Annotated in this window: 17 protein-coding genes; 14 read left to right on the top strand and 3 right to left on the bottom strand. The window is 27.5% G+C overall.

Going from position 1 to position 18,059, the window contains the following annotated elements; genetic code table 11:
* Positions 1 to 18: 18 nt before the first annotated feature.
* From AC2JAQ_RS06800 to AC2JAQ_RS06810, 3 genes are all read left to right on the top strand, one after another.
* Complete coding sequence (locus AC2JAQ_RS06800) at positions 19 to 585, top strand: hypothetical protein (RefSeq protein ID WP_488458534.1); 567 nt, start codon at positions 19 to 21, stop codon at positions 583 to 585.
* A gap of 157 nt (positions 586 to 742) precedes the next feature.
* A complete protein-coding gene (locus AC2JAQ_RS06805) occupies positions 743 to 898 on the top strand; it encodes a zinc-ribbon domain-containing protein (protein WP_061427728.1) in 156 nt (51 codons plus the stop codon).
* Positions 899 to 1,024: 126 nt separating this feature from the next.
* Positions 1,025 to 1,639, top strand: a complete 615-nt coding sequence (locus tag AC2JAQ_RS06810; RefSeq protein WP_488458535.1) for a DUF488 domain-containing protein — start codon at positions 1,025 to 1,027, stop codon at positions 1,637 to 1,639.
* Positions 1,640 to 1,706: 67 nt separating this feature from the next.
* On the opposite strand, the gene aspD is transcribed toward AC2JAQ_RS06810, so the two are convergent.
* Together aspD and AC2JAQ_RS06820 are read right to left on the bottom strand one after the other, a co-directional pair.
* Positions 1,707 to 3,332: an aspartate 4-decarboxylase gene (aspD, locus tag AC2JAQ_RS06815; RefSeq protein WP_488458536.1), complete on the bottom strand. Its 1,626-nt coding sequence runs from the start codon at positions 3,330 to 3,332 to the stop codon at positions 1,707 to 1,709.
* Positions 3,333 to 3,547: 215 nt separating this feature from the next.
* Positions 3,548 to 4,570, bottom strand: a complete 1,023-nt coding sequence (locus tag AC2JAQ_RS06820) for a hypothetical protein (RefSeq protein WP_488458537.1) — start codon at positions 4,568 to 4,570, stop codon at positions 3,548 to 3,550.
* A gap of 307 nt (positions 4,571 to 4,877) precedes the next feature.
* On the opposite strand from AC2JAQ_RS06820, the gene AC2JAQ_RS06825 reads away from it, so the two are divergent.
* From AC2JAQ_RS06825 to AC2JAQ_RS06865, 9 genes are all read left to right on the top strand, one after another.
* A complete protein-coding gene (locus tag AC2JAQ_RS06825) occupies positions 4,878 to 5,057 on the top strand; it encodes a DUF896 domain-containing protein (protein ID WP_003448677.1) in 180 nt (59 codons plus the stop codon).
* An 11-nt stretch (positions 5,058 to 5,068) separates the two neighbouring features.
* Positions 5,069 to 5,992, top strand: a complete 924-nt coding sequence (gene hprK, locus AC2JAQ_RS06830; protein WP_423239266.1) for an HPr(Ser) kinase/phosphatase — start codon at positions 5,069 to 5,071, stop codon at positions 5,990 to 5,992.
* 44 nt (positions 5,993 to 6,036) lie between these two features.
* Positions 6,037 to 6,966 carry a magnesium transporter CorA family protein gene (locus tag AC2JAQ_RS06835; RefSeq protein WP_488458538.1) on the top strand — a complete coding sequence of 310 codons (930 nt, stop codon included), beginning with the start codon at positions 6,037 to 6,039 and terminating at the stop codon, positions 6,964 to 6,966.
* A gap of 59 nt (positions 6,967 to 7,025) precedes the next feature.
* Positions 7,026 to 8,432: an aminopeptidase gene (locus AC2JAQ_RS06840; protein WP_488458539.1), complete on the top strand. Its 1,407-nt coding sequence runs from the start codon at positions 7,026 to 7,028 to the stop codon at positions 8,430 to 8,432.
* 139 nt (positions 8,433 to 8,571) lie between these two features.
* Positions 8,572 to 10,845 (top strand): EAL domain-containing protein, encoded by a 2,274-nt coding sequence (locus tag AC2JAQ_RS06845; protein WP_488458540.1) that lies wholly within the window; start codon positions 8,572 to 8,574, stop codon positions 10,843 to 10,845.
* 157 nt (positions 10,846 to 11,002) lie between these two features.
* Positions 11,003 to 11,362: a methylglyoxal synthase gene (locus tag AC2JAQ_RS06850; RefSeq protein ID WP_488458541.1), complete on the top strand. Its 360-nt coding sequence runs from the start codon at positions 11,003 to 11,005 to the stop codon at positions 11,360 to 11,362.
* A gap of 129 nt (positions 11,363 to 11,491) precedes the next feature.
* Positions 11,492 to 11,749 (top strand): phage holin family protein, encoded by a 258-nt coding sequence (locus tag AC2JAQ_RS06855; RefSeq protein WP_488458542.1) that lies wholly within the window; start codon positions 11,492 to 11,494, stop codon positions 11,747 to 11,749.
* A gap of 82 nt (positions 11,750 to 11,831) precedes the next feature.
* Positions 11,832 to 12,212, top strand: coding sequence for a RidA family protein (locus AC2JAQ_RS06860; protein ID WP_488458543.1), 381 nt, complete (start codon positions 11,832 to 11,834; stop codon positions 12,210 to 12,212).
* Between the two features lie 40 nt (positions 12,213 to 12,252).
* Positions 12,253 to 12,498 (top strand): TIGR03905 family TSCPD domain-containing protein, encoded by a 246-nt coding sequence (locus tag AC2JAQ_RS06865; protein WP_322503441.1) that lies wholly within the window; start codon positions 12,253 to 12,255, stop codon positions 12,496 to 12,498.
* A gap of 107 nt (positions 12,499 to 12,605) precedes the next feature.
* Here AC2JAQ_RS06865 and AC2JAQ_RS06870 read toward each other — a convergent pair whose 3' ends face one another.
* Positions 12,606 to 14,357, bottom strand: coding sequence for a class I mannose-6-phosphate isomerase (locus AC2JAQ_RS06870; protein WP_488458544.1), 1,752 nt, complete (start codon positions 14,355 to 14,357; stop codon positions 12,606 to 12,608).
* A gap of 163 nt (positions 14,358 to 14,520) precedes the next feature.
* Between AC2JAQ_RS06870 and AC2JAQ_RS06875 the strand changes: the two genes are divergently transcribed.
* A complete protein-coding gene (locus AC2JAQ_RS06875) occupies positions 14,521 to 15,399 on the top strand; it encodes an ROK family protein (RefSeq protein ID WP_488458545.1) in 879 nt (292 codons plus the stop codon).
* Between the two features lie 105 nt (positions 15,400 to 15,504).
* Positions 15,505 to 17,907: a glycoside hydrolase family 38 N-terminal domain-containing protein gene (locus AC2JAQ_RS06880; protein ID WP_488458546.1), complete on the top strand. Its 2,403-nt coding sequence runs from the start codon at positions 15,505 to 15,507 to the stop codon at positions 17,905 to 17,907.
* Positions 17,908 to 18,059: the final 152 nt, after the last annotated feature.

Genomic DNA, 18,059 nt, shown 5'->3' on the forward strand with positions numbered 1-18,059 from the left:
AGAGAGGTGCAAGTAAGTTTGGGACAAAAGAAAAAGAATCAAAAAAATCAAAACAAACCTACAAAAAAAGAAATCGAAGCTAAAGAAAAGGAGTTAAAGAAAAAGTATTTTCCTCTAAATTTAGCAAAGTATGTATTATTCATAATACCTATAGTATATATAATTTACTTATATACATTAACTATGGCTAAAGGAGAAAAATTTTATCAACCAGTTTTAGATGATACTAGAACAACAGTAATGTTTGTTATAGCAATGTTAGCTTTCTTTAGTGGAGCAATATGTAAATATGCTATAAAAGATTTAAAAGAAGGTAAGAATATAACATCTAACAAAGTGGCACTTAATATAATAGCTATAGCTCAAATTGTTACAGGTAATATAATAACTAGTGGTCTTATATGGGGTGGGCTTTATAGAATAAGAAAAGATAAGGGCGTTAAATTTGGATCAAAAGAGTTTTTAGCTGAACTTAAAAGTGGTATTGTGAATATAATAGGGGCAATAATTATTTTATTATTAGTTATATTATGCATATATTTCTTAAGTAGAGTATATACTTTAAATGCTTTATTACCTCAATAAAGAAAAAAGTGAAGAAAAAAACTTGCAATGTGAATTTAATAGTGTTATAATAGATTTATAACAGAAAAAGCTTTAAAAGATGAATAAAATTTTCCTTAAACTTAAAGAAAATTTTTATTAATCCATTTAAATCTTTAAATTTAAGGAGGATGTCAAAATGGCAGATAAAACATTAAAATGCAAAGACTGTGGAGCAGATTTCATATTCACTGAGGGAGAGCAAGCTTTCTACAAAGAAAAAGGATTTGAAAATGATCCAGTAAGATGCTTAGATTGTAGAAGAGCAAGAAAAGCACAAAGAAACAATAGATAATAATTTGTTTATTATAAGGTTGTAAGACTAGTCTTACAACCTTTTTTATTATTATATTAATAAGCCTTAAATGGAGCCGTAATAAATATAATAATTTATTTTGAGCTAAGGATAAGGAGGTTTAGCATGGAAATATATACTATAGGACATTCAAACTATGATGTAAGTAGACTTGTTCATATGTTAAATAAATATAATATAAATTGTGTTGTAGATATAAGGGGGATTCCATATTCCAAATATAATGTTCAATATAATAAAGAAACTATTCAGAAAACTTTAACCGATTTAGGGTTTACTTATATTTATATGGCAAAGGAATTTGCAGCAAAAAGAGAAAGTAAAATTTCCTATAATAAAGAAGGATATGCAGATTTTCATAAAGTTATTAATGAGGAATTATTTAAAAATGGAATAGAAAGGCTTAAAGTTGGAATAGGTAAAGGATATAGAATAGCTTTATTAGGAGCAATGCAAGAGCCTATAAGATGTCATAGAAGTATATTAGTTGGAAGAGAGTTGGAAAAGCAAGGATTTAAAGTCAATCATATATTACATGATTATTCAATATGTGATCAAAGAGAAATAGAGAATATGCTTTTAGATAAATATTTTAGAGATAGAGCTCAACTAACAATAGATTCTTTAATGGGAAGTGAGAAAAGTACAGAAGAGATGATAGAAGAGGGTTATAGGTTAGCCAATAAGGAAATAGGATATAGAATGGAAAAAATAAAATAAAAATAGCAGTTATGACAAACTAACTGCTATTTTTATTTTGGCTCTGTTTTAGGTAAATGTTGCTTTTTTATTTATTAATTGAATTTTTCCATTGTGTTACAAAGTCTTCAAGAATTTTTCGGAGTACAGTCCCAATTTTAGAGTAAGCATCATCATCTAAATTAGCTAAAGAAATCCTTACAGACCATTCAGGACCTTGGAAGCCACCTCCACTTAATAATACTATGGAAGATTCTTCGGCTAATTTGTATAGAACATCTACTGGTTTATAATTGGATTTTAAATAATTTGCAAATTCATGACCATAATTTTTAATCGCCCATTGGAGTAAATCGAATTCAGTATAGTATGATGCATCATATGGATCTTTTTTTAGTGGAAGTCCTAAGTTTTTAAATAAAAGTTTTTGACGTCTGTGACATATATCTATTGTTTGATTTTTATATTTATTTTCTTCATCTACTAAAGAAAAGGCTGAGAAAAATGCCATTTGTACTTGTTGAGGAGTTGATAAACCAGCAGTATGATTAAGTGCTACCTGACGACTATCAGCAACAATTCTATCAATAAATGGAATATTTTCTGGATTAGTAGATAAGGATTCATATCTTCTATTAACAATATCTTTCTTTTCTTTAGGTAGTTCACTTATTAATTTGTCAAATATATTATCTTCATAAAGGGCTAATGTACCAAGTCTCCAACCAGTTACACCAAAATATTTTGAATAAGAATAAACACCAATAGAGTTATGAGGTAAATCTGCCACTAAGGACTGAAACTTATTTACAAATGTTCCATAAACATCATCTGATATTATCATTAAATTAGGATTATAATTATTAACTATATTCTTAAGGATTTCTTTACTTTTATCATGAATAGCAACAGAAGGTGGGTTGCTTGGATTAACTAAAAATAGAGCTTTAATTGATGGATCTTTTAACTTATTTAATTCTTCTTCTGGATATTGCCAAGTATGATTGCCTTCTTCATTAATTTCACTAGCATGAATATATATACTTTCTAAATCATATCTAGGTATCTGAGGAATCTCTAAATAGGGAGTAAATATAGGAGCCATTATGGCTATTTTATCCTTTCTTTGAAGAAGTTCATTGGCTATTAAAGAATCGAAGATATAGCACATTGCTGCTGTAGCACCTTCAACTGCGAAAAGTTTGAATTTTTTTGAAGGAGGTAAGTAGCAAAGTTCTTTTATTAGATAGTCATGAACTATTGCCTCTATATGTGGAAGCATTCTATCTGGATAAGGATAGTTATCTCCTATAATAGCATCAGTAAGTTCATAAAGAAAGTTATCTGGATTAAAACCTTTTATATTAATGCCATATTTGATTATTTCATCTAGTAGTCCTATTCCAGGAGAATTTGGATTGTTTTTTAAAAAATCTAAAAATCTTGTATATATTCCTTCCTTATGAGGTATACCAGCCAAATCTCCTGAAGTAAAAGTTCGTCGTGTTTCAGAAACTGCAAAATGACCAAAAGTAAAAAATGCATCACGAGGTGTTGATGCTGTCCAGTTAGGATTCCCACGTCCTGCATCTAAAAGAGTATGTGCACTTTTTTTATCTCTAGCCAAATCTATTAAATTATTTTTAAACTCAAAAGGACTTATTTTACCATAAATTTTTTTTAGTTCTTCTAAACGTAAGTTTCTATTTGACATATGTCATTCCTCCCAAAAGTATAGTGTAACTATAGTATAGGTATAAAGCTGAATTTCTATAATTAAATATGATTACAAAATAAAAAAATCTATTCCTGTTTGGAATAGATTTTTTATAGGCTATGCTTTAAACCGATATTGATTTTTTTACTAGACCGAAGGAATAGCTAAGAATCAAGGTTCATTTAAAATAGAGTTCTTTTATAAAGTAAGTCCTATTTTATTGACATGGCTTGAAAGATTTCTAAGAAAAATTCTTCAAGTTCAGTTACTTTTTTTTCAAGATTATATATTCGTTCTTCTAAAGCTTTATTTTCATTATCTTTTAGATTATTTGATTTTAAATTTTCTATAAAGGATGAATGAAGTTTAAGCCTTTGTAGTTCATTTTTAAAATCTTCTAAGGAATCTTGATCTAAATTTAAAATACTTAGTTCTTTTAAACTCTCTTTTGAAATAGTAAGTCTTTTTCTTCCTTTAAAATTTTTAGGTATTTTTATTTCAAAAGATAATTTAGATTCTTTATGGCTTGGTAATAAATCAGTTACTATATCTTTATTTGTAGGTAAGATTTCTAAAGCTACTTCTTCTAAAACAACATGAGGAGAATCTTTCTTTTCTAAATCTTTATTATGTAAAGATTCCTTGGAACTTGATTCTAGAGGTTCTTTTAATTTCTTTGATTTTTTTACCATAAATATTTTAGAAAATTTATTTCTCATATACAAGAAAAATCTTTTTAAGGCTGTTTTTTTCATTTTTTTTCTTCTAGCAGTTCTAGATATTTTAGGTATTTCTAATGTAAGAGTTTGAGATTTAGAATCAGTAGTTTCTGGAGTGGACTCAAGAGAAACACTAATTTCTTTATTTGGTTTAATCTCAGGTAGTAAAATTTTATTAGAATCAATATCTTTTAAATTTAACTTTTCATTTATGGAATCTATAATAGATTGGATATCTTCACGTTCAGTTTTTAAATTTGAAACTTTTTTGTTTAGTTTTACTGAAGAATTCTCTCCTTTTAGAGTGGGTATTTCTTTAAATTTTTTAAAATAGCCATCTATTTCATCAAAGAAAAAACCTTCATTCTTCATAAAGTTTATTATTTCTTTCTTTTGTATATCTATTTTTTTTGAAAGCTCCTTAAGAGAAAGTCCATCTAGAACTAAGGAGTTATTTATCAACTTAACTTTATCTGAATTAATCATATTTCTAAAGTTTATTTTTTTATTACTCATAATTATTTCACCCTTAAATACAAATATAAATTATGTTTAATGGTAATGGGAATTTTACCATATTACAAAAGTTTATATAAATATTATAAGATAAAATCAATTAATATAAAATATATTACAATTAAAATAGGTAAAAATTTCAAAGGTTTTTACATCTTATATATATTTTTTATATATATTATAATATAATTTGGATTAAATGAAGATTTTAACAAGAAAGATTGTTGCTAAAAAATACATACAAATGTAAAATAATATTATAAATAAATTAAACTAAATTAAAGTTACAGTTAAAAGGAGAATAAAGATGAATATAGATGAATTAACAAAAAGAATAAATGAGTTACATAAGAAACATAAAGAAGAAGGTTTATCAGAGGATGAACACAAAGAAAGAGAAGAACTTAGAAAAGAATATATAAACAGATTTAAAAGCAATTTAAGAGAGCAGTTAAAAGGGATTGAGCCAAAAAATAAGAAAAATTAAGGGTGATTTAAGTGGGTGTTACAGTAGAAAAGTTAATAAAGGATTTTAGTTTAGAGGTAATTCAAACTGGTGAAGAAAATGTCCCTATAAATGTTAGTGATGTAAATAGACCAGGTTTACAATTAGCTGGTTTTTATAATTATTTCGCTCCAGAAAGAATTCAAGTTATAGGAAAAGCAGAGTGGAGTTTCTTAGAAGACATGTCTCCAGATCTTAGAAAAAAGAGATTAAATAAGTTTTTCTCTTTTGATATATCTTGTCTTATAATAACTAGAGATTTAGAGATACATGAGGAACTTTTAAAAGCAGCTAGAAAGAGAAATTTATGGATTCTTAGAAGCAAAATGATAACTACTAAGTTTATAAGTAAAATCACAATGTATTTATCAGATAAGATGGCTCCTGAGACAAGATTACATGGTGTTCTTGTTGATGTATATGGTATAGGAATGTTAATAACAGGGGAAAGTGGTATAGGTAAAAGTGAGACTGCTTTAGAGCTTATAAAAAGAGGTCATAGATTAGTAACTGATGATGCTGTTGATATAAAAGAAATAGATGGTGACCTTATAGGTAGATCTCCAGAGATAACTTTTGGAATGCTTGAAGTTAGAGGTATGGGAATAATAGATGTATCAGCATTATATGGATTAAGTTCAATTTTAAATTCTAAAGAAATAAAAATAATAATCCATTTTGAACATTGGAAAGATGATGGAGATTATGATAGATTAGGTGTAAATGACGAATATCAAGATATTTTAGGTGTGAAGGTTAAAAAGCTAAGAGTTCCAATAAGACCTGGAAGAAACATAGCAGTAATAATAGAGGCCGCTGCAGCTAACTATAGATATCAACGTATGTCTGATGTTACACCAGTTGATATAATAGAAAAAAGAATGCTTGAAAGCATGGAGAAAGAGAGTAAAATTTAATAAAAAGTATAAACTATAACCATATCAGAATTAAAGGTGATGATATGGTTATATTTAATATTAAAGATAATTTTAAAGTTGTTGAAGAGTGGAAGCTCGATGAATTCCCAGCGTGGATTCTAATGGAAGAAGATGAAATAAATCTTTTAGAAGAAATGTTTTCTTATGAGTGTATAAAAGAATGTATTGATTATAGACAAGAGCAGAGAATAGATTATTTTAAGGATTACATATTTATTTTGATTAACATAATTGAGCAATCTGGTAAGCAAATCATTTCAAAAGAACTTGATATATTTTTAGGAAAGAGTTTTATAGTTACAGTTTATAAGAGTAATATATCACTTTTGTATGAGTTAATTGAAGATATAAAAGAAGAGAAAAATTGCCAGTTATTTAAAATGGATAAAAGTCCTTCAATTATTCTTTATTATATATTGGATAGAATAATAAAAAATAATTATAATATAATCTCAGACTTAGAAACAGAAGGAGATAAAATAGAATTAGAAATATTAAAAAATCCGGATAGTAAATATCTGAATTCATTGCTATTTATAAGAAGAGAGGCCTACAAACTTAGAAAGCTTATAAAACCTATTAGATACATAGGGGATGCTTTAGTTATTGACGAAAATGGTGTTGTAGGAGAAAAAAATAGAATTTACTTCAGAAACATAAATAGTAAAATAGAGAAGTTGATGACTTCTTTAGATACTTTATCACAGGAGTTGGCAATTGTAAGAGAGGCATATGAATCGGAACTAGCTAATAAAACCAATGAACTTATGAAAGTATTCACCATAATAACAGCAGTTTTCTTGCCTTTAGAATTAATGACTGCAATCTTTTCCATGAGCTTTGATTGTATGCCTTTTAAGACATATCCTTATGGATTTTATGTTATGGTTATTGTATTAGCTTTAATGGCACTAATTTTACTATTATTATTTAAAATAAGGAAAATTCTATAGTTTGACAAAATATTACCAAAAATATAAAATTAAATTAAAATAGATAGGAGGGCTATATTATGAAGGATGTAAAAAATTTAAAAAAAGAATATGAAAATGCTTGGGGAAAATATGAAGAACAGGATCTTAAAGAAGTTTTTTCTTTAAGTGATAGATATAGAGAGTTTATGTCAGTTGCAAAAACTGAGAGGGAATGTGTTTCTGTATTAGCAGAAATGGTTGAAAAAAAAGGCTTTAAAAATTTTGATGAAATAATTAAAAATGGAGAAAAGGTATCAGCTGGTGATGCACTTTACTCTATTAATATGGATAAAACAATAACCTTAATAAAAGTAGGTTCAAAACCATTAGAAAATGGATTAAGAATAATCGGGGCTCATATAGATTCTCCAAGATTGGATGTTAAGCAAAATCCGCTATATGAAGACTCAGGATTAGCATTATTAGATACACACTATTATGGAGGAATAAAAAAATATCAATGGGTAACTATACCACTTGCAATTCATGGAGTTGTTATTAAAAAAGATGGTACTAAGGTAAACATTGTAATAGGTGAAGATGATAATGATCCTGTAATAGGAATATCAGACCTTCTAGCTCATTTATCAGCTAATCAAATGGATAAAAAGGGCGCTAAAGTGGTAGAAGGTGAAGATTTAAATGTTTTAGTAGGAAGTATGCCTTTAAAGGATACAGATGAAAAGGAAGCTGTTAAAGCAAATATCCTAGTTTTATTAAATGAAAAATATGGTATCACAGAAGAGGATTTTGTTTCAGCTGAATTAGAAATAGTGCCTGCAGGAAAAGCAAGAGATTATGGATTAGATAGAAGTATGGTTTTAGCATATGGACATGATGATAGAATATGTGCATATACTTCAGCTGAGGCTTTAATGGATTTAGGTGATGTTGATAAGACTTGTGTAGCATTATTAGTTGATAAAGAAGAAATAGGTAGTGTAGGGGCTACAGGTATGCAATCTAGATTCTTTGAAAATTTAGTTGCGGAGCTTATGGATGGAAAAGGAGAGTACTCAGAGTTAAAACTTAGAAGATGTCTTCAAAATTCAATGATGTTATCAGCAGATGTTACTGCTGCATTTGATCCAAACTATCCATCTGTATGTGAAAAGAAAAATACTGCATACTTCGGAAATGGAGTAGTATTTAGTAAATACACAGGAGCTAGAGGAAAATCAGGATGTAATGATGCTAATGCTGAGTATATAGCTCATCTAAGAAATATCATGGATAAAAATGGTGTTGTATGGCAAACTGCAGAACTTGGTAAGGTAGACCAAGGTGGCGGTGGTACAATTGCTTATATATTAGCACAATATAACATGGAAGTTATTGATTGTGGAGTAGCATTACAAAATATGCATGCACCTTTAGAAGTTGCATCCAAAGCTGATATATATGAAACAAAGAAATGCTATAAAGCATTTTTTGAAGAAGCATAATTACTAATGAAGAGAAGGCTGTGCCAAAAAACATCTAATATGACCTATATAATAAGAAATAATTTTTAGGTATATTAGAAGAATTTATGGTACAGCTTTTTAATTGTATAAAAATAAGTTATTTAATAAGGGTTTATATATGAATAAGATTTTAAAGGGGAATTTAATTTTTTCAAGTGTTGCTTTCCTTTTTGTATTAGTTTGCACAAGGATTAAGGGAGTTGACTTTGATAATAATCTTTTGGTTTTAAATTTAGTATTTTATCTTCAAATAATATTTATGATAAGAGATTTTAATAAAAATAGATATTTAGAAGAAACCACAAAGGAAAAATGGAAGCTTATTAAGGATTGTTATGTATTTAATATTATTTTTACAATTATATTATTTAATAAGATTATAGGTTTAGAAATAAGTTTAATAGGTATTTCTTTTTTATTATTATTTTGGTGCTTGTTTTTAATATTTAGGACATACAAGTATTTTAATGGACTAAAGGTTTATAGTTATTATAAACTAGCTTTAAAGGATTCTTTATTATTGTTAATTCCTGTTTTAATAATATTGGCTGGATTTGCACCTAGAAATTTACCACAGGAGGTATATACAAATAAATTTACGGACGTTGCATTAAATATAAATACTATATTGGGAAATTTTATAATAATAAATTTTATTTTTATTTTAATTACTTCTCTCATATTGTCCTTTTACTCTAAAATTGAAATGAAAGTAAATATTTCTTTATTAATATATATGTGTGTAAAAATTTCTATATTTTATTATCTAAGTCTAAACACGAAATATGAAATTAATTTTATATATACATTAATAAATTTTTTTGAGGTATTTGTATATGCTATAATTTTAAGCTTAGGAAAAAAGGATAGAAAAATTTACTCTAATAAAATAGCTCACATACGAAAAGAAAGTTATAATGATATTTTTAATACAATAATAGTTCTTACATTTATTGTTTTTTCTTTTCTAAGTCTGGTTGTATTTGGAATATTAGATTCTCAGTTTAATATTTTTAGATATGTATTACTAAGTGTTGTAACAATGAGTGTATTTTTAATAAGAGTAATAATTTACAATAGAAGTAAAGAAGAGTTTACTGAAGAGATATTATTAAAAGAAAAATTTGATCCAATTAGAAAGATATATACTAGATTTGAATTTGAGGACAAGCTAGAAAATTGGAGTGAGAAATACACTTTATTTCTATTGGATTTAAATAGTTTTAGCCTTATAAATGATATTTTAGGAAGAAAAGGTGGAGATGAAGTTTTAGAAGAGTTTTCAAAAGAATTAAGTAAGCTCTCTAAAATATTAAAGGTTAAGAATATATATGGTATTTACGAAGGCGATGAGTTCTTGATTGCATTAAATACTACTGATAAGGCTAAGGTAGAAGAGGCTTTGAAAAGTATAGAATCAATAAAAAAGCTAATATTAATAAATATTAATAAAGAAATTATAATAAAATTTAATATAGGATACTCAATTAATTTTGGCAATAAAAGTTTTAATGAAATTGTAGCAGAGGCAGCATTTGCGAAAGAAAAATCTAAAGAGGATATATTTCTTTCAAGTTTAGAATATACTGAAGAAATGCATAAGTTAAGAGTTAGAACAATTTTAATAAAGAAGCATATTAAAGAAGCTTTATTAAATAAAGAATTATATACTGTTTATCAGCCACAGATATCAGCTTTAGACAACAAACTTAAGGGATATGAAACACTTATAAGATGGAATCATGATGCTTTAGGAGCAGTATCTGCTAGTGAAATAGTTAGTACTTTAGAGGAACTTAAGGCTATTAATGAGTTAGATCTTTATGTTTTTGAAAAAACTTGTGCTTTTCAAAGTTCCTTGATTAAGAATAATATTAACTTACAGTGTTCAGTAAATATATCAATAAATACATTAAAAAATAGAGGAATAGTAGGTAAATTAGATAAGATAACAAAAAAATATAATCTAATACCTAGAAATATTACTTTGGAAATTTTAGAAAATGTTGATTTAGAGGCTAATTGTGTTGCATTAAATGAAATAATAAAATTAAAGAAATATGGTTTTAAGATAGCTATTGACGATTTTGGAAAGGGATATTCATCCATAAATAGACTATTAAAAATACCTTTTGATCAGATAAAAATTCCAAAGGAGTTCATAGCCGATATACCAAATGATAAATATATATCAATGCTTAGTGCTATCTCTAATTTTGCAAAGAGTTTAGATGCAGAGCTTGTTGTTGAGGGTGTGGAAAGCAAGGAATACTATGACTTTTTTAAATTATTAGATTTTGATGTTATTCAAGGGTTTTATTTCTCTAAGGCTTTAAAAGAAAAAGAGTTTTTAGAATATGCAATGAATTTAGGAGTTAGTATATCAATATAGGTATATTTAGTATATAATTAAGTTGTGTAAAGGATATAATTAAAAAAGGTAGAGTAATTATAAGTATTTTTATACATTCTATCTAAAAGCACAAATAACTATAATTAAGTATTTAAGTAGATTAGTTTTAGTTATTTAGATAAAAGGGGAGAGTCAAATGAAAATAGCGTTAATTGCACATGATAAGAAAAAAGAAGAAATGATAGAACTTGCAAAGGAATGTGAAGACAAATTAATTAAACATGTTCTTGTTGCAACAGGAACTACTGGTCTTAAAATCATGCAAAACACATCTTTAGAGGTTAAAAGATGTAAAAGTGGTCCACTAGGGGGAGACCAAGAAATAGGAGCTATGGTAGCCAATCATGATATTGATATGGTAATCTTCTTAAGAGATCCATTAACAGCTCAACCTCACGAGCCAGATATTAATGCATTACTTAGACTTTGTGATGTTTACAAGGTTCCATTAGCTACAAATACAGAAACTGCTAAGCTTATAATGACAGATATCTAATAGTATATGTTAATTTAAAGACTGTTTTAAGTTTATTTAAAACAGTCTTTTGTTATGCTAATTATATTATAACCATACATGAATATTGTGAATATAATAATATATATTAAAATTTAGGAGGAAATATTTATGTATGATTGGAGTAGATTAAAAAACTATGGACTATGGATGTCAATTTTTGCCTTGATACCATTAATACTTGAAAGTTGCCATATAAGTATTTTACCAAGTAATTATAATGAAATAGTAACTGCTATCTTATCAATATTAGTTATGGCTGGAATATTAAGTAATCCAACTACTGAGACAAGGGGCTTTGGAGATGATAAAATTGCTCCCAAAACATTAGGTGAAATAAGTGACAATACAGTTAATGATAATAAATAGTGTAAAATGTTGAATTTAAACTTTTGCTGTATTAAAATTAAAGTATCAGAAGTAATGTATTGTAGAAGAGGAGATGTTTTATATGGCAAAAGAAATAATAAAAACAAACAAAGCACCAGGTGCAATTGGACCTTACTCACAAGGAATAAAAATAGGAGAGTTAGTTTATACTTCAGGCCAAATTCCACTAAATCCTGAAACAGGAGTAATGCCAGAGTCAATTGAAGAACAAACAACTCAATCATTAGAAAATGTAAAGGCTATCTTAGAGGCTGCGGGAACTTCTATGGATAAAGTAATAAAAACTACAGTGTTTTTAAGTGATATGAATGATTTTGGAAGAATGAATGAGGTATATGCTACTTATTTTACAGAAAATCAACCTGCAAGAAGTGCAGTAGAGGTTGCTAAATTGCCTAAAGATGCTAAAATAGAGATTGAAGTTATAGCTACTTTAAAATAGTAGCTATATTTTTATAATTAGCTAGATAGGGGAGATAAGTATGAATTACAAAACTACAGGAGTTTGTGCTAAAGAAATTAACTTTGAAATTGAAGATAACAAAATAAAAAATGTTAGTTTCGTAAATGGATGTCCGGGAAATTTAATGGGAGTTGCTAGACTTGTTGAAGGAATGGAAGTTGAAGAGGCTATTTTAAAATTAAAAGGAATAGACTGTAGAGGCAAAGGAACATCTTGTCCAGATCAACTTGCAAAGGCTTTAGAAGAATATAAAAGCATGCAATAGAACATAAAGTATAATTTCAATTTTAATCAAAAGAAATTTTATTTAAATTGAAATTATATTTTAAATAAGAAGAGTGACTATATGAATTATTCATATAGTCACTTTTTTTATCTAACGTAAGCTTTTATAGTTACAATTTCTTTTCCTAAAGATTTGCCGTAAGGTCTTATGGTATATTCTTTTATACATTCTGGTATTATGAAGGTTTCAGCGTAATGAACAATAAATGGTTCAAAGGAATTTGTAGGACTTTCTACAATTGCTTCAGCACCTTCCACAAGATTTAATACATTTACGCTTTGATTTGTTGAGTGTAGTACTGGCTCTGAAAATCTATGTCTTCTTGTCTCAATAAATTCTCTTTCATGTAATCCTGTTTTTTCTTCTTTTATATTATTACTCTTAGAGATTATCCTTATATCATTAACTAAATTTTCTTTTACCCAAGAGGTAGTTCTATCCCATTGAATGTTCTTTTCACCGTGTTCTAAGTGAATAGGTCTTGGTAGACCATCTAAACCAATTCTTCCCCAATCCCATAATTTAAATGTAAATATATAAGGAGTAGCGCTTATTTCTAGAACCATAGTTCCAGAACCTGAGCAGTGGACTGTACCTGCAGGTATTAAAAAATGGTCATGTTTTTTAGCAGGAAACTTATTTATATATTTATCTGTGGGAAATATAAGTTCACCTTTTTCTGCAACCTTTAAATCTCTAATCATATCATTTTTATTTATATCTTCTTTTAAACCTAAATACACATAAGCATTCTCTTCACAATCTAATATATAATAGCTTTCATCTTGAGTATAGTGCATTCCAAAGTTTTCTTGAATATATTCTGTTAATGGATGAACTTGAAGAGAAAGATTTTGACCACCCATAGTATCTAAAAAATCAAATCTAATAGGGAATTCACAACCGAATCTAGCATGTACCTTTTCGCCAAGAAGCTTTCTTGGATTTATAAGTACTAAGTTGATTGCAGGAAGTTCAACTTTAATTTGCCCAAATTGAAGATAAAGACTATTTTCCTCAGGAACTCCATCAAAACTCCAAGCAAAATTTTCTGAATTTTTATCTAAATCACAAACTTCCTTCATCCATTGGCCACCCCATACACCGGGATCAAAGTAAGGAACTACTCTAAATGGCTTTGATGAGATTTGATTGAGTCCATTAAAAAAGGCATCAGAAGTTATCATTTTAGGGTCATTTGGAAGGTTGGTATCTAAAATATAATTAATTTCAGAAAATAGAGATTTTTTATGTCTATCCATCATTCTCCATTCTAAGAAAAAGCCCCTTTTATATTTTTTTAATATTTGTTCACTTTCATTATTAGCTTTCCAATTTCCCATTCCTTTTCTATAGCGCATTTGTATTTCCCATCTTGCAAGGTCTGAAAATATAAGTATATCTCCTTTAGTAATTAAAGAAGCACCTGTACCATATATAATTATTAATCCCTCATCTTGTTTAGATAGCAGTTCCCTAGCTTTGTTTATGTTTTCTTCAGGAAAAAACTCAGAAAGTTTTTTATTATTCATAATTCCAAAAACTCTATCTTCAGTCATGAGGTCTTTAATCTTTTCATTTATTTCATCACCACATAATGCAAAATCATCAGATTTTATCATTTTAACAGGAGATAATTTAGAAAAAGCTTTTTCTATTTCTAATAAGTCAACTCCTATATAACAATCTATAACTAATATAGGATTATTTTTATTAAGTATATTTATATTATTTTTTAGTTTTTCTATTATTGAATCATATCCTTGCCAAGCTTCATTATTAAATCCTTTAATTTTATTTGTAGGATATTTGTCATAATTATTATATTTGTTAAACATAAAAATTCTCCCTTGAAATATTTGTATTATAAAATAATATTACAATATGTAATTACATATATCAAGTTTAATATGATTAAAATTATTAATATACTATTAATAAAGAATAAATGTATTTACATATTAAAGGGGTACGTATAAAATTTAGTATGAGGTGGTATTTATGAGAAATTATTTTATAGCATTAGATGTAGGAGGAAGTTCTATTAAAAGTGCTTTAGTTGATAGTTTAGGGAATGTTATTACAAATATTTCAGTAAGAGATTCCTTAGCTAATGAAGATAAAAATACTATTTTAAAAAATTTTATTGAAATTATAAAATTACACATTTTAGAGGGTGAGAAGTTAGGAGGAAATATAGAAGGAGTAGGAATTGCTTTTCCAGGTCCTTTTGATTATGAAAATGGTATTTCTCTAATAAAAGATATAGGTAAATATGAAAGCTTATATGGAGTTAATTTAAAAAAGGCGCTTAAAACTTTTTTTTCAGAATTAGAATTTAAATTTAAAAATGATGCTCATCTATATGCTTTAGGAGAGTGTAATTTTAGAGAAGGGAAAAATTTTAATAAGCTTTTATGTATATGTATTGGAACGGGAATAGGTTCTGCTTTTATTGAAAATAAAAGCTTATTATATGAAGATGAAAATATACCAAAGGAAGGATGGATATATAACACTTCTTTTAAAGACTCTATAGCAGATGATTATATATCTACAAGAGGATTGTTAAGGATTGCAGAAAAGGCTAATATATCTATTTCAAATGGAAAAGAATTATATGATTTGGCTTGTAATAATGACCAGGAAGCTTTAAATGTTTTTAAGGCTTTCGGTAAAAATATAAAAGAGCTTATGGAGCTATATGTTAAAAAATGCAATATAGAGGCTATAGTTATAGGAGGAAATATATCTAAAGCATATGAGTTTTTTAAAGAAGACCTAGAAAAAATGTGTAGTGATAACAATATAACAATATTAATAAGTGAGGATTCTACAGAAAGTACTTTAATAGCTGTTCCTATGTTATTTAAAAAGTAGATTAGTTTTGTTTATATAAGTTAAAGAAAATTTTAATGTATAAAATTAAAAAGATAATTATATCTAAAATATAAAATAATAAGGTTTTGAGAGGTGTATATTTTTATGTTAAAGAAAAAGTGGAAAATACTTGTTTTAAATCATAGTCATACTGATATTGGATATACTGATAGACAGGAAAAAATAGAGAGACATCATATAGAATATATAAAAGAGGCAATAAATATATTAAATGAAGCTTATGAAAATGGAAAAGAAGAATGGCAAGGATATAAATGGACTTGTGAAAGCTTTTGGTGTGTAGAAAAATTCTTAGAAGAGGCCACTGAAAAGGAATTAAGTGATTTTATAAAGCATGTTAAATTAGGTAGAATTGGATTAAGTTTAAACTATTTAAATCTAACAGATTTAATAAGTTATGATGTATTAAGAGATGTGTTCAATAGAACAATTGATAAATTAAACAATTTAGGACTAAGTGCTAATTGTGCTATGACAGCAGATATAAATGGATATTCATGGGGATATTCACAAGCACTTAAGGATAGTGGTGTAAACATTTTATATTCATGTATTCACACTCACCATGGAATGTATCCTAATGGAAGAAAACAATATCCTTTTTATTGGGAAACTCCAAATGGAGACAAGCTTCTTTCATGGGTAGGAGAACATTATCACATTGGAAATGAATTGGGGTTTTCTCAGTTTAATAGTTGGGAATACATGATAAAGGATGGATTAGATAGTAAAGATATGGGGCGCTATGAAAGAGCTGAAAAAAGAATATTTAATTATTTAGAAAAGTTTGAAGAAGAAGATTTTCCTTTTGATTTCCTTCCAATAACAGTTTCGGCTCTTATGACAGATAATGCTCCTCCAAGTTTTAAAATTATAGAATTTATCAATAGATGGAACAAGGAACATGGAAATGAAATTAAGCTTGAAATGGCCATATTAGAGGATTTGTTAGAAAATATTAATAGATTCAAAGACTCAGGTTTAATACCAACTTATAAAGGAGATTGGACTGATTGGTGGGCTGATGGAACAGCATCAACTCCTGGAGCTGTTAAGCACTATAGGGAAGGTTTAAGATTATATAATTTGTGTAAGAAATTGGATCCTAACAATGAATTAGGAGAAGAAAAACTTATGAATGAAGCTCTTAATAACTTCATGATGTATTCAGAGCATACTTGGGGATACTCAGCTTCAATTACTGAACCATGGCACACTATGGTTAATAATCTTGATTTAAGAAAGCAATCTTTTGCTTCAAAAGGGCATGAGGCGGCAGCAAGAAATTTAGATAAAATAACTTATAAGCTTGGAGAGACGGAGCTTAAGATGTGGAGAGATATAACTTTCAAAGTAGTAAATCCACATGATGAAAAGAGAAGAGAAGTTACAAAATTTTTCTTGGAAGTTTTATTTGGACATGAAAATTTTGAGATTGTAGATAAGAATACTGGTAAGGTTTATCCGCATCAAATAGCTATGGTACCTAGAGGATATGAAATAAATGTTTTAATTGATTTAGAGCCAAAGGAAGAGAAATCTTTAGTATTTAGAGATATCAATGGGGAAAAGCTTAAAACAACAGCGGGATATACCTTAACAGGAGCTGATGGAGTACAGGACTTAGTTAATAATAGAAAAGATTTAATAGTTACTCCAAACAGATTAGAATCTCCTTTCTTTAAGATAAAGTTTGAATTAGAAGAGGGAATTACAGAATTTATTGATAAAGAAAGTGGAAGAAATATTCAAAGAGAAGATAGAGTTGTAAATGCTTTTACACCTATATATGAAGTTACACCGCTTAAAACAGATGTTGCCAATGATAGAAGGTTAATGGGAAGAAATAGAAAGGCATATCATAGTATTAGAGATTTTGGAAAGCTTATAAATGTTAAAGTATTAAACGATGGAGATTTATTTGGAAGAGTAGAACTTGAATACAAGGTAAAGGGATGCTCCAATTACTTTGTAATACTAACCCTTTATAAAGAATTACCTAGAGTTGATGTAGATTGTAGAGTTGGAAAAGATAATATATTAAATGCTGAAAATTTATATGTAGCACTTCCTTTTACTATGGAAGAAAAAGAGGAACTTTATATAGATAAGACAGGGTGTTATTTAAGACCTAGAATAGATCAACTTCCAAAGAGTTGTGTAGATTTTTATGCAATACAAAATGGAATAGTTTTAGAGGGAGAAAAGGAATCTCTTGCAATAACATCAAAAGATGCTCATATGATTTTTATGGGAGATATTAAACCTCATGAAATAAATTTATGTGGTGATCCAGGAGTAATAAATAATGATTTAGTATATTCATGGGTAATGAATAATTATTGGGAAACAAATTTTAAAGCTTCTTTAGGTGGATTCTACGAATTTAATTACTCTGTATTTAAGGTAAAGGGTGACGCTAAAAAGGCATTTAAAGAGATTATTAATCAAAATGAAGGAGTAGTTTCTTTCAATAGATGGGATTAGTGTAAATAATTAATGTGTAAAAGTAGTCTTTTGAATTCTTTAAAGGGCTACTTTTAATTTTATCTATGTTTTAGGTAAATGTTGATTTTAAAAGGATATGTAATTACATTTTAAAATAGATATATGATATAATTTTTATTAGTAGATACATT

It is taken from the genome of Clostridium sp. LIBA-8553, from assembly GCF_057782465.1.

Excerpts from the sequence above, each read along its gene's own strand:
- AC2JAQ_RS06805 (WP_061427728.1), top strand. The coding sequence starts at position 743 with ATGGCAGATAAAACATTAAAATGCAAAGACTGTGGAGCAGATTTCATA.
- AC2JAQ_RS06810 (WP_488458535.1), top strand. The coding sequence starts at position 1,025 with ATGGAAATATATACTATAGGACATTCAAACTATGATGTAAGTAGACTT.
- aspD (WP_488458536.1), bottom strand. The coding sequence starts at position 3,332 with ATGTCAAATAGAAACTTACGTTTAGAAGAACTAAAAAAAATTTATGGT.
- AC2JAQ_RS06820 (WP_488458537.1), bottom strand. The coding sequence starts at position 4,570 with ATGAGTAATAAAAAAATAAACTTTAGAAATATGATTAATTCAGATAAA.
- AC2JAQ_RS06825 (WP_003448677.1), top strand. The coding sequence starts at position 4,878 with ATGAATATAGATGAATTAACAAAAAGAATAAATGAGTTACATAAGAAA.
- AC2JAQ_RS06835 (WP_488458538.1), top strand. The coding sequence starts at position 6,037 with ATGGTTATATTTAATATTAAAGATAATTTTAAAGTTGTTGAAGAGTGG.
- AC2JAQ_RS06840 (WP_488458539.1), top strand. The coding sequence starts at position 7,026 with ATGAAGGATGTAAAAAATTTAAAAAAAGAATATGAAAATGCTTGGGGA.
- AC2JAQ_RS06845 (WP_488458540.1), top strand. The coding sequence starts at position 8,572 with ATGAATAAGATTTTAAAGGGGAATTTAATTTTTTCAAGTGTTGCTTTC.
- AC2JAQ_RS06850 (WP_488458541.1), top strand. The coding sequence starts at position 11,003 with ATGAAAATAGCGTTAATTGCACATGATAAGAAAAAAGAAGAAATGATA.
- AC2JAQ_RS06855 (WP_488458542.1), top strand. The coding sequence starts at position 11,492 with ATGTATGATTGGAGTAGATTAAAAAACTATGGACTATGGATGTCAATT.
- AC2JAQ_RS06860 (WP_488458543.1), top strand. The coding sequence starts at position 11,832 with ATGGCAAAAGAAATAATAAAAACAAACAAAGCACCAGGTGCAATTGGA.
- AC2JAQ_RS06865 (WP_322503441.1), top strand. The coding sequence starts at position 12,253 with ATGAATTACAAAACTACAGGAGTTTGTGCTAAAGAAATTAACTTTGAA.
- AC2JAQ_RS06870 (WP_488458544.1), bottom strand. The coding sequence starts at position 14,357 with ATGTTTAACAAATATAATAATTATGACAAATATCCTACAAATAAAATT.
- AC2JAQ_RS06875 (WP_488458545.1), top strand. The coding sequence starts at position 14,521 with ATGAGAAATTATTTTATAGCATTAGATGTAGGAGGAAGTTCTATTAAA.
- AC2JAQ_RS06880 (WP_488458546.1), top strand. The coding sequence starts at position 15,505 with ATGTTAAAGAAAAAGTGGAAAATACTTGTTTTAAATCATAGTCATACT.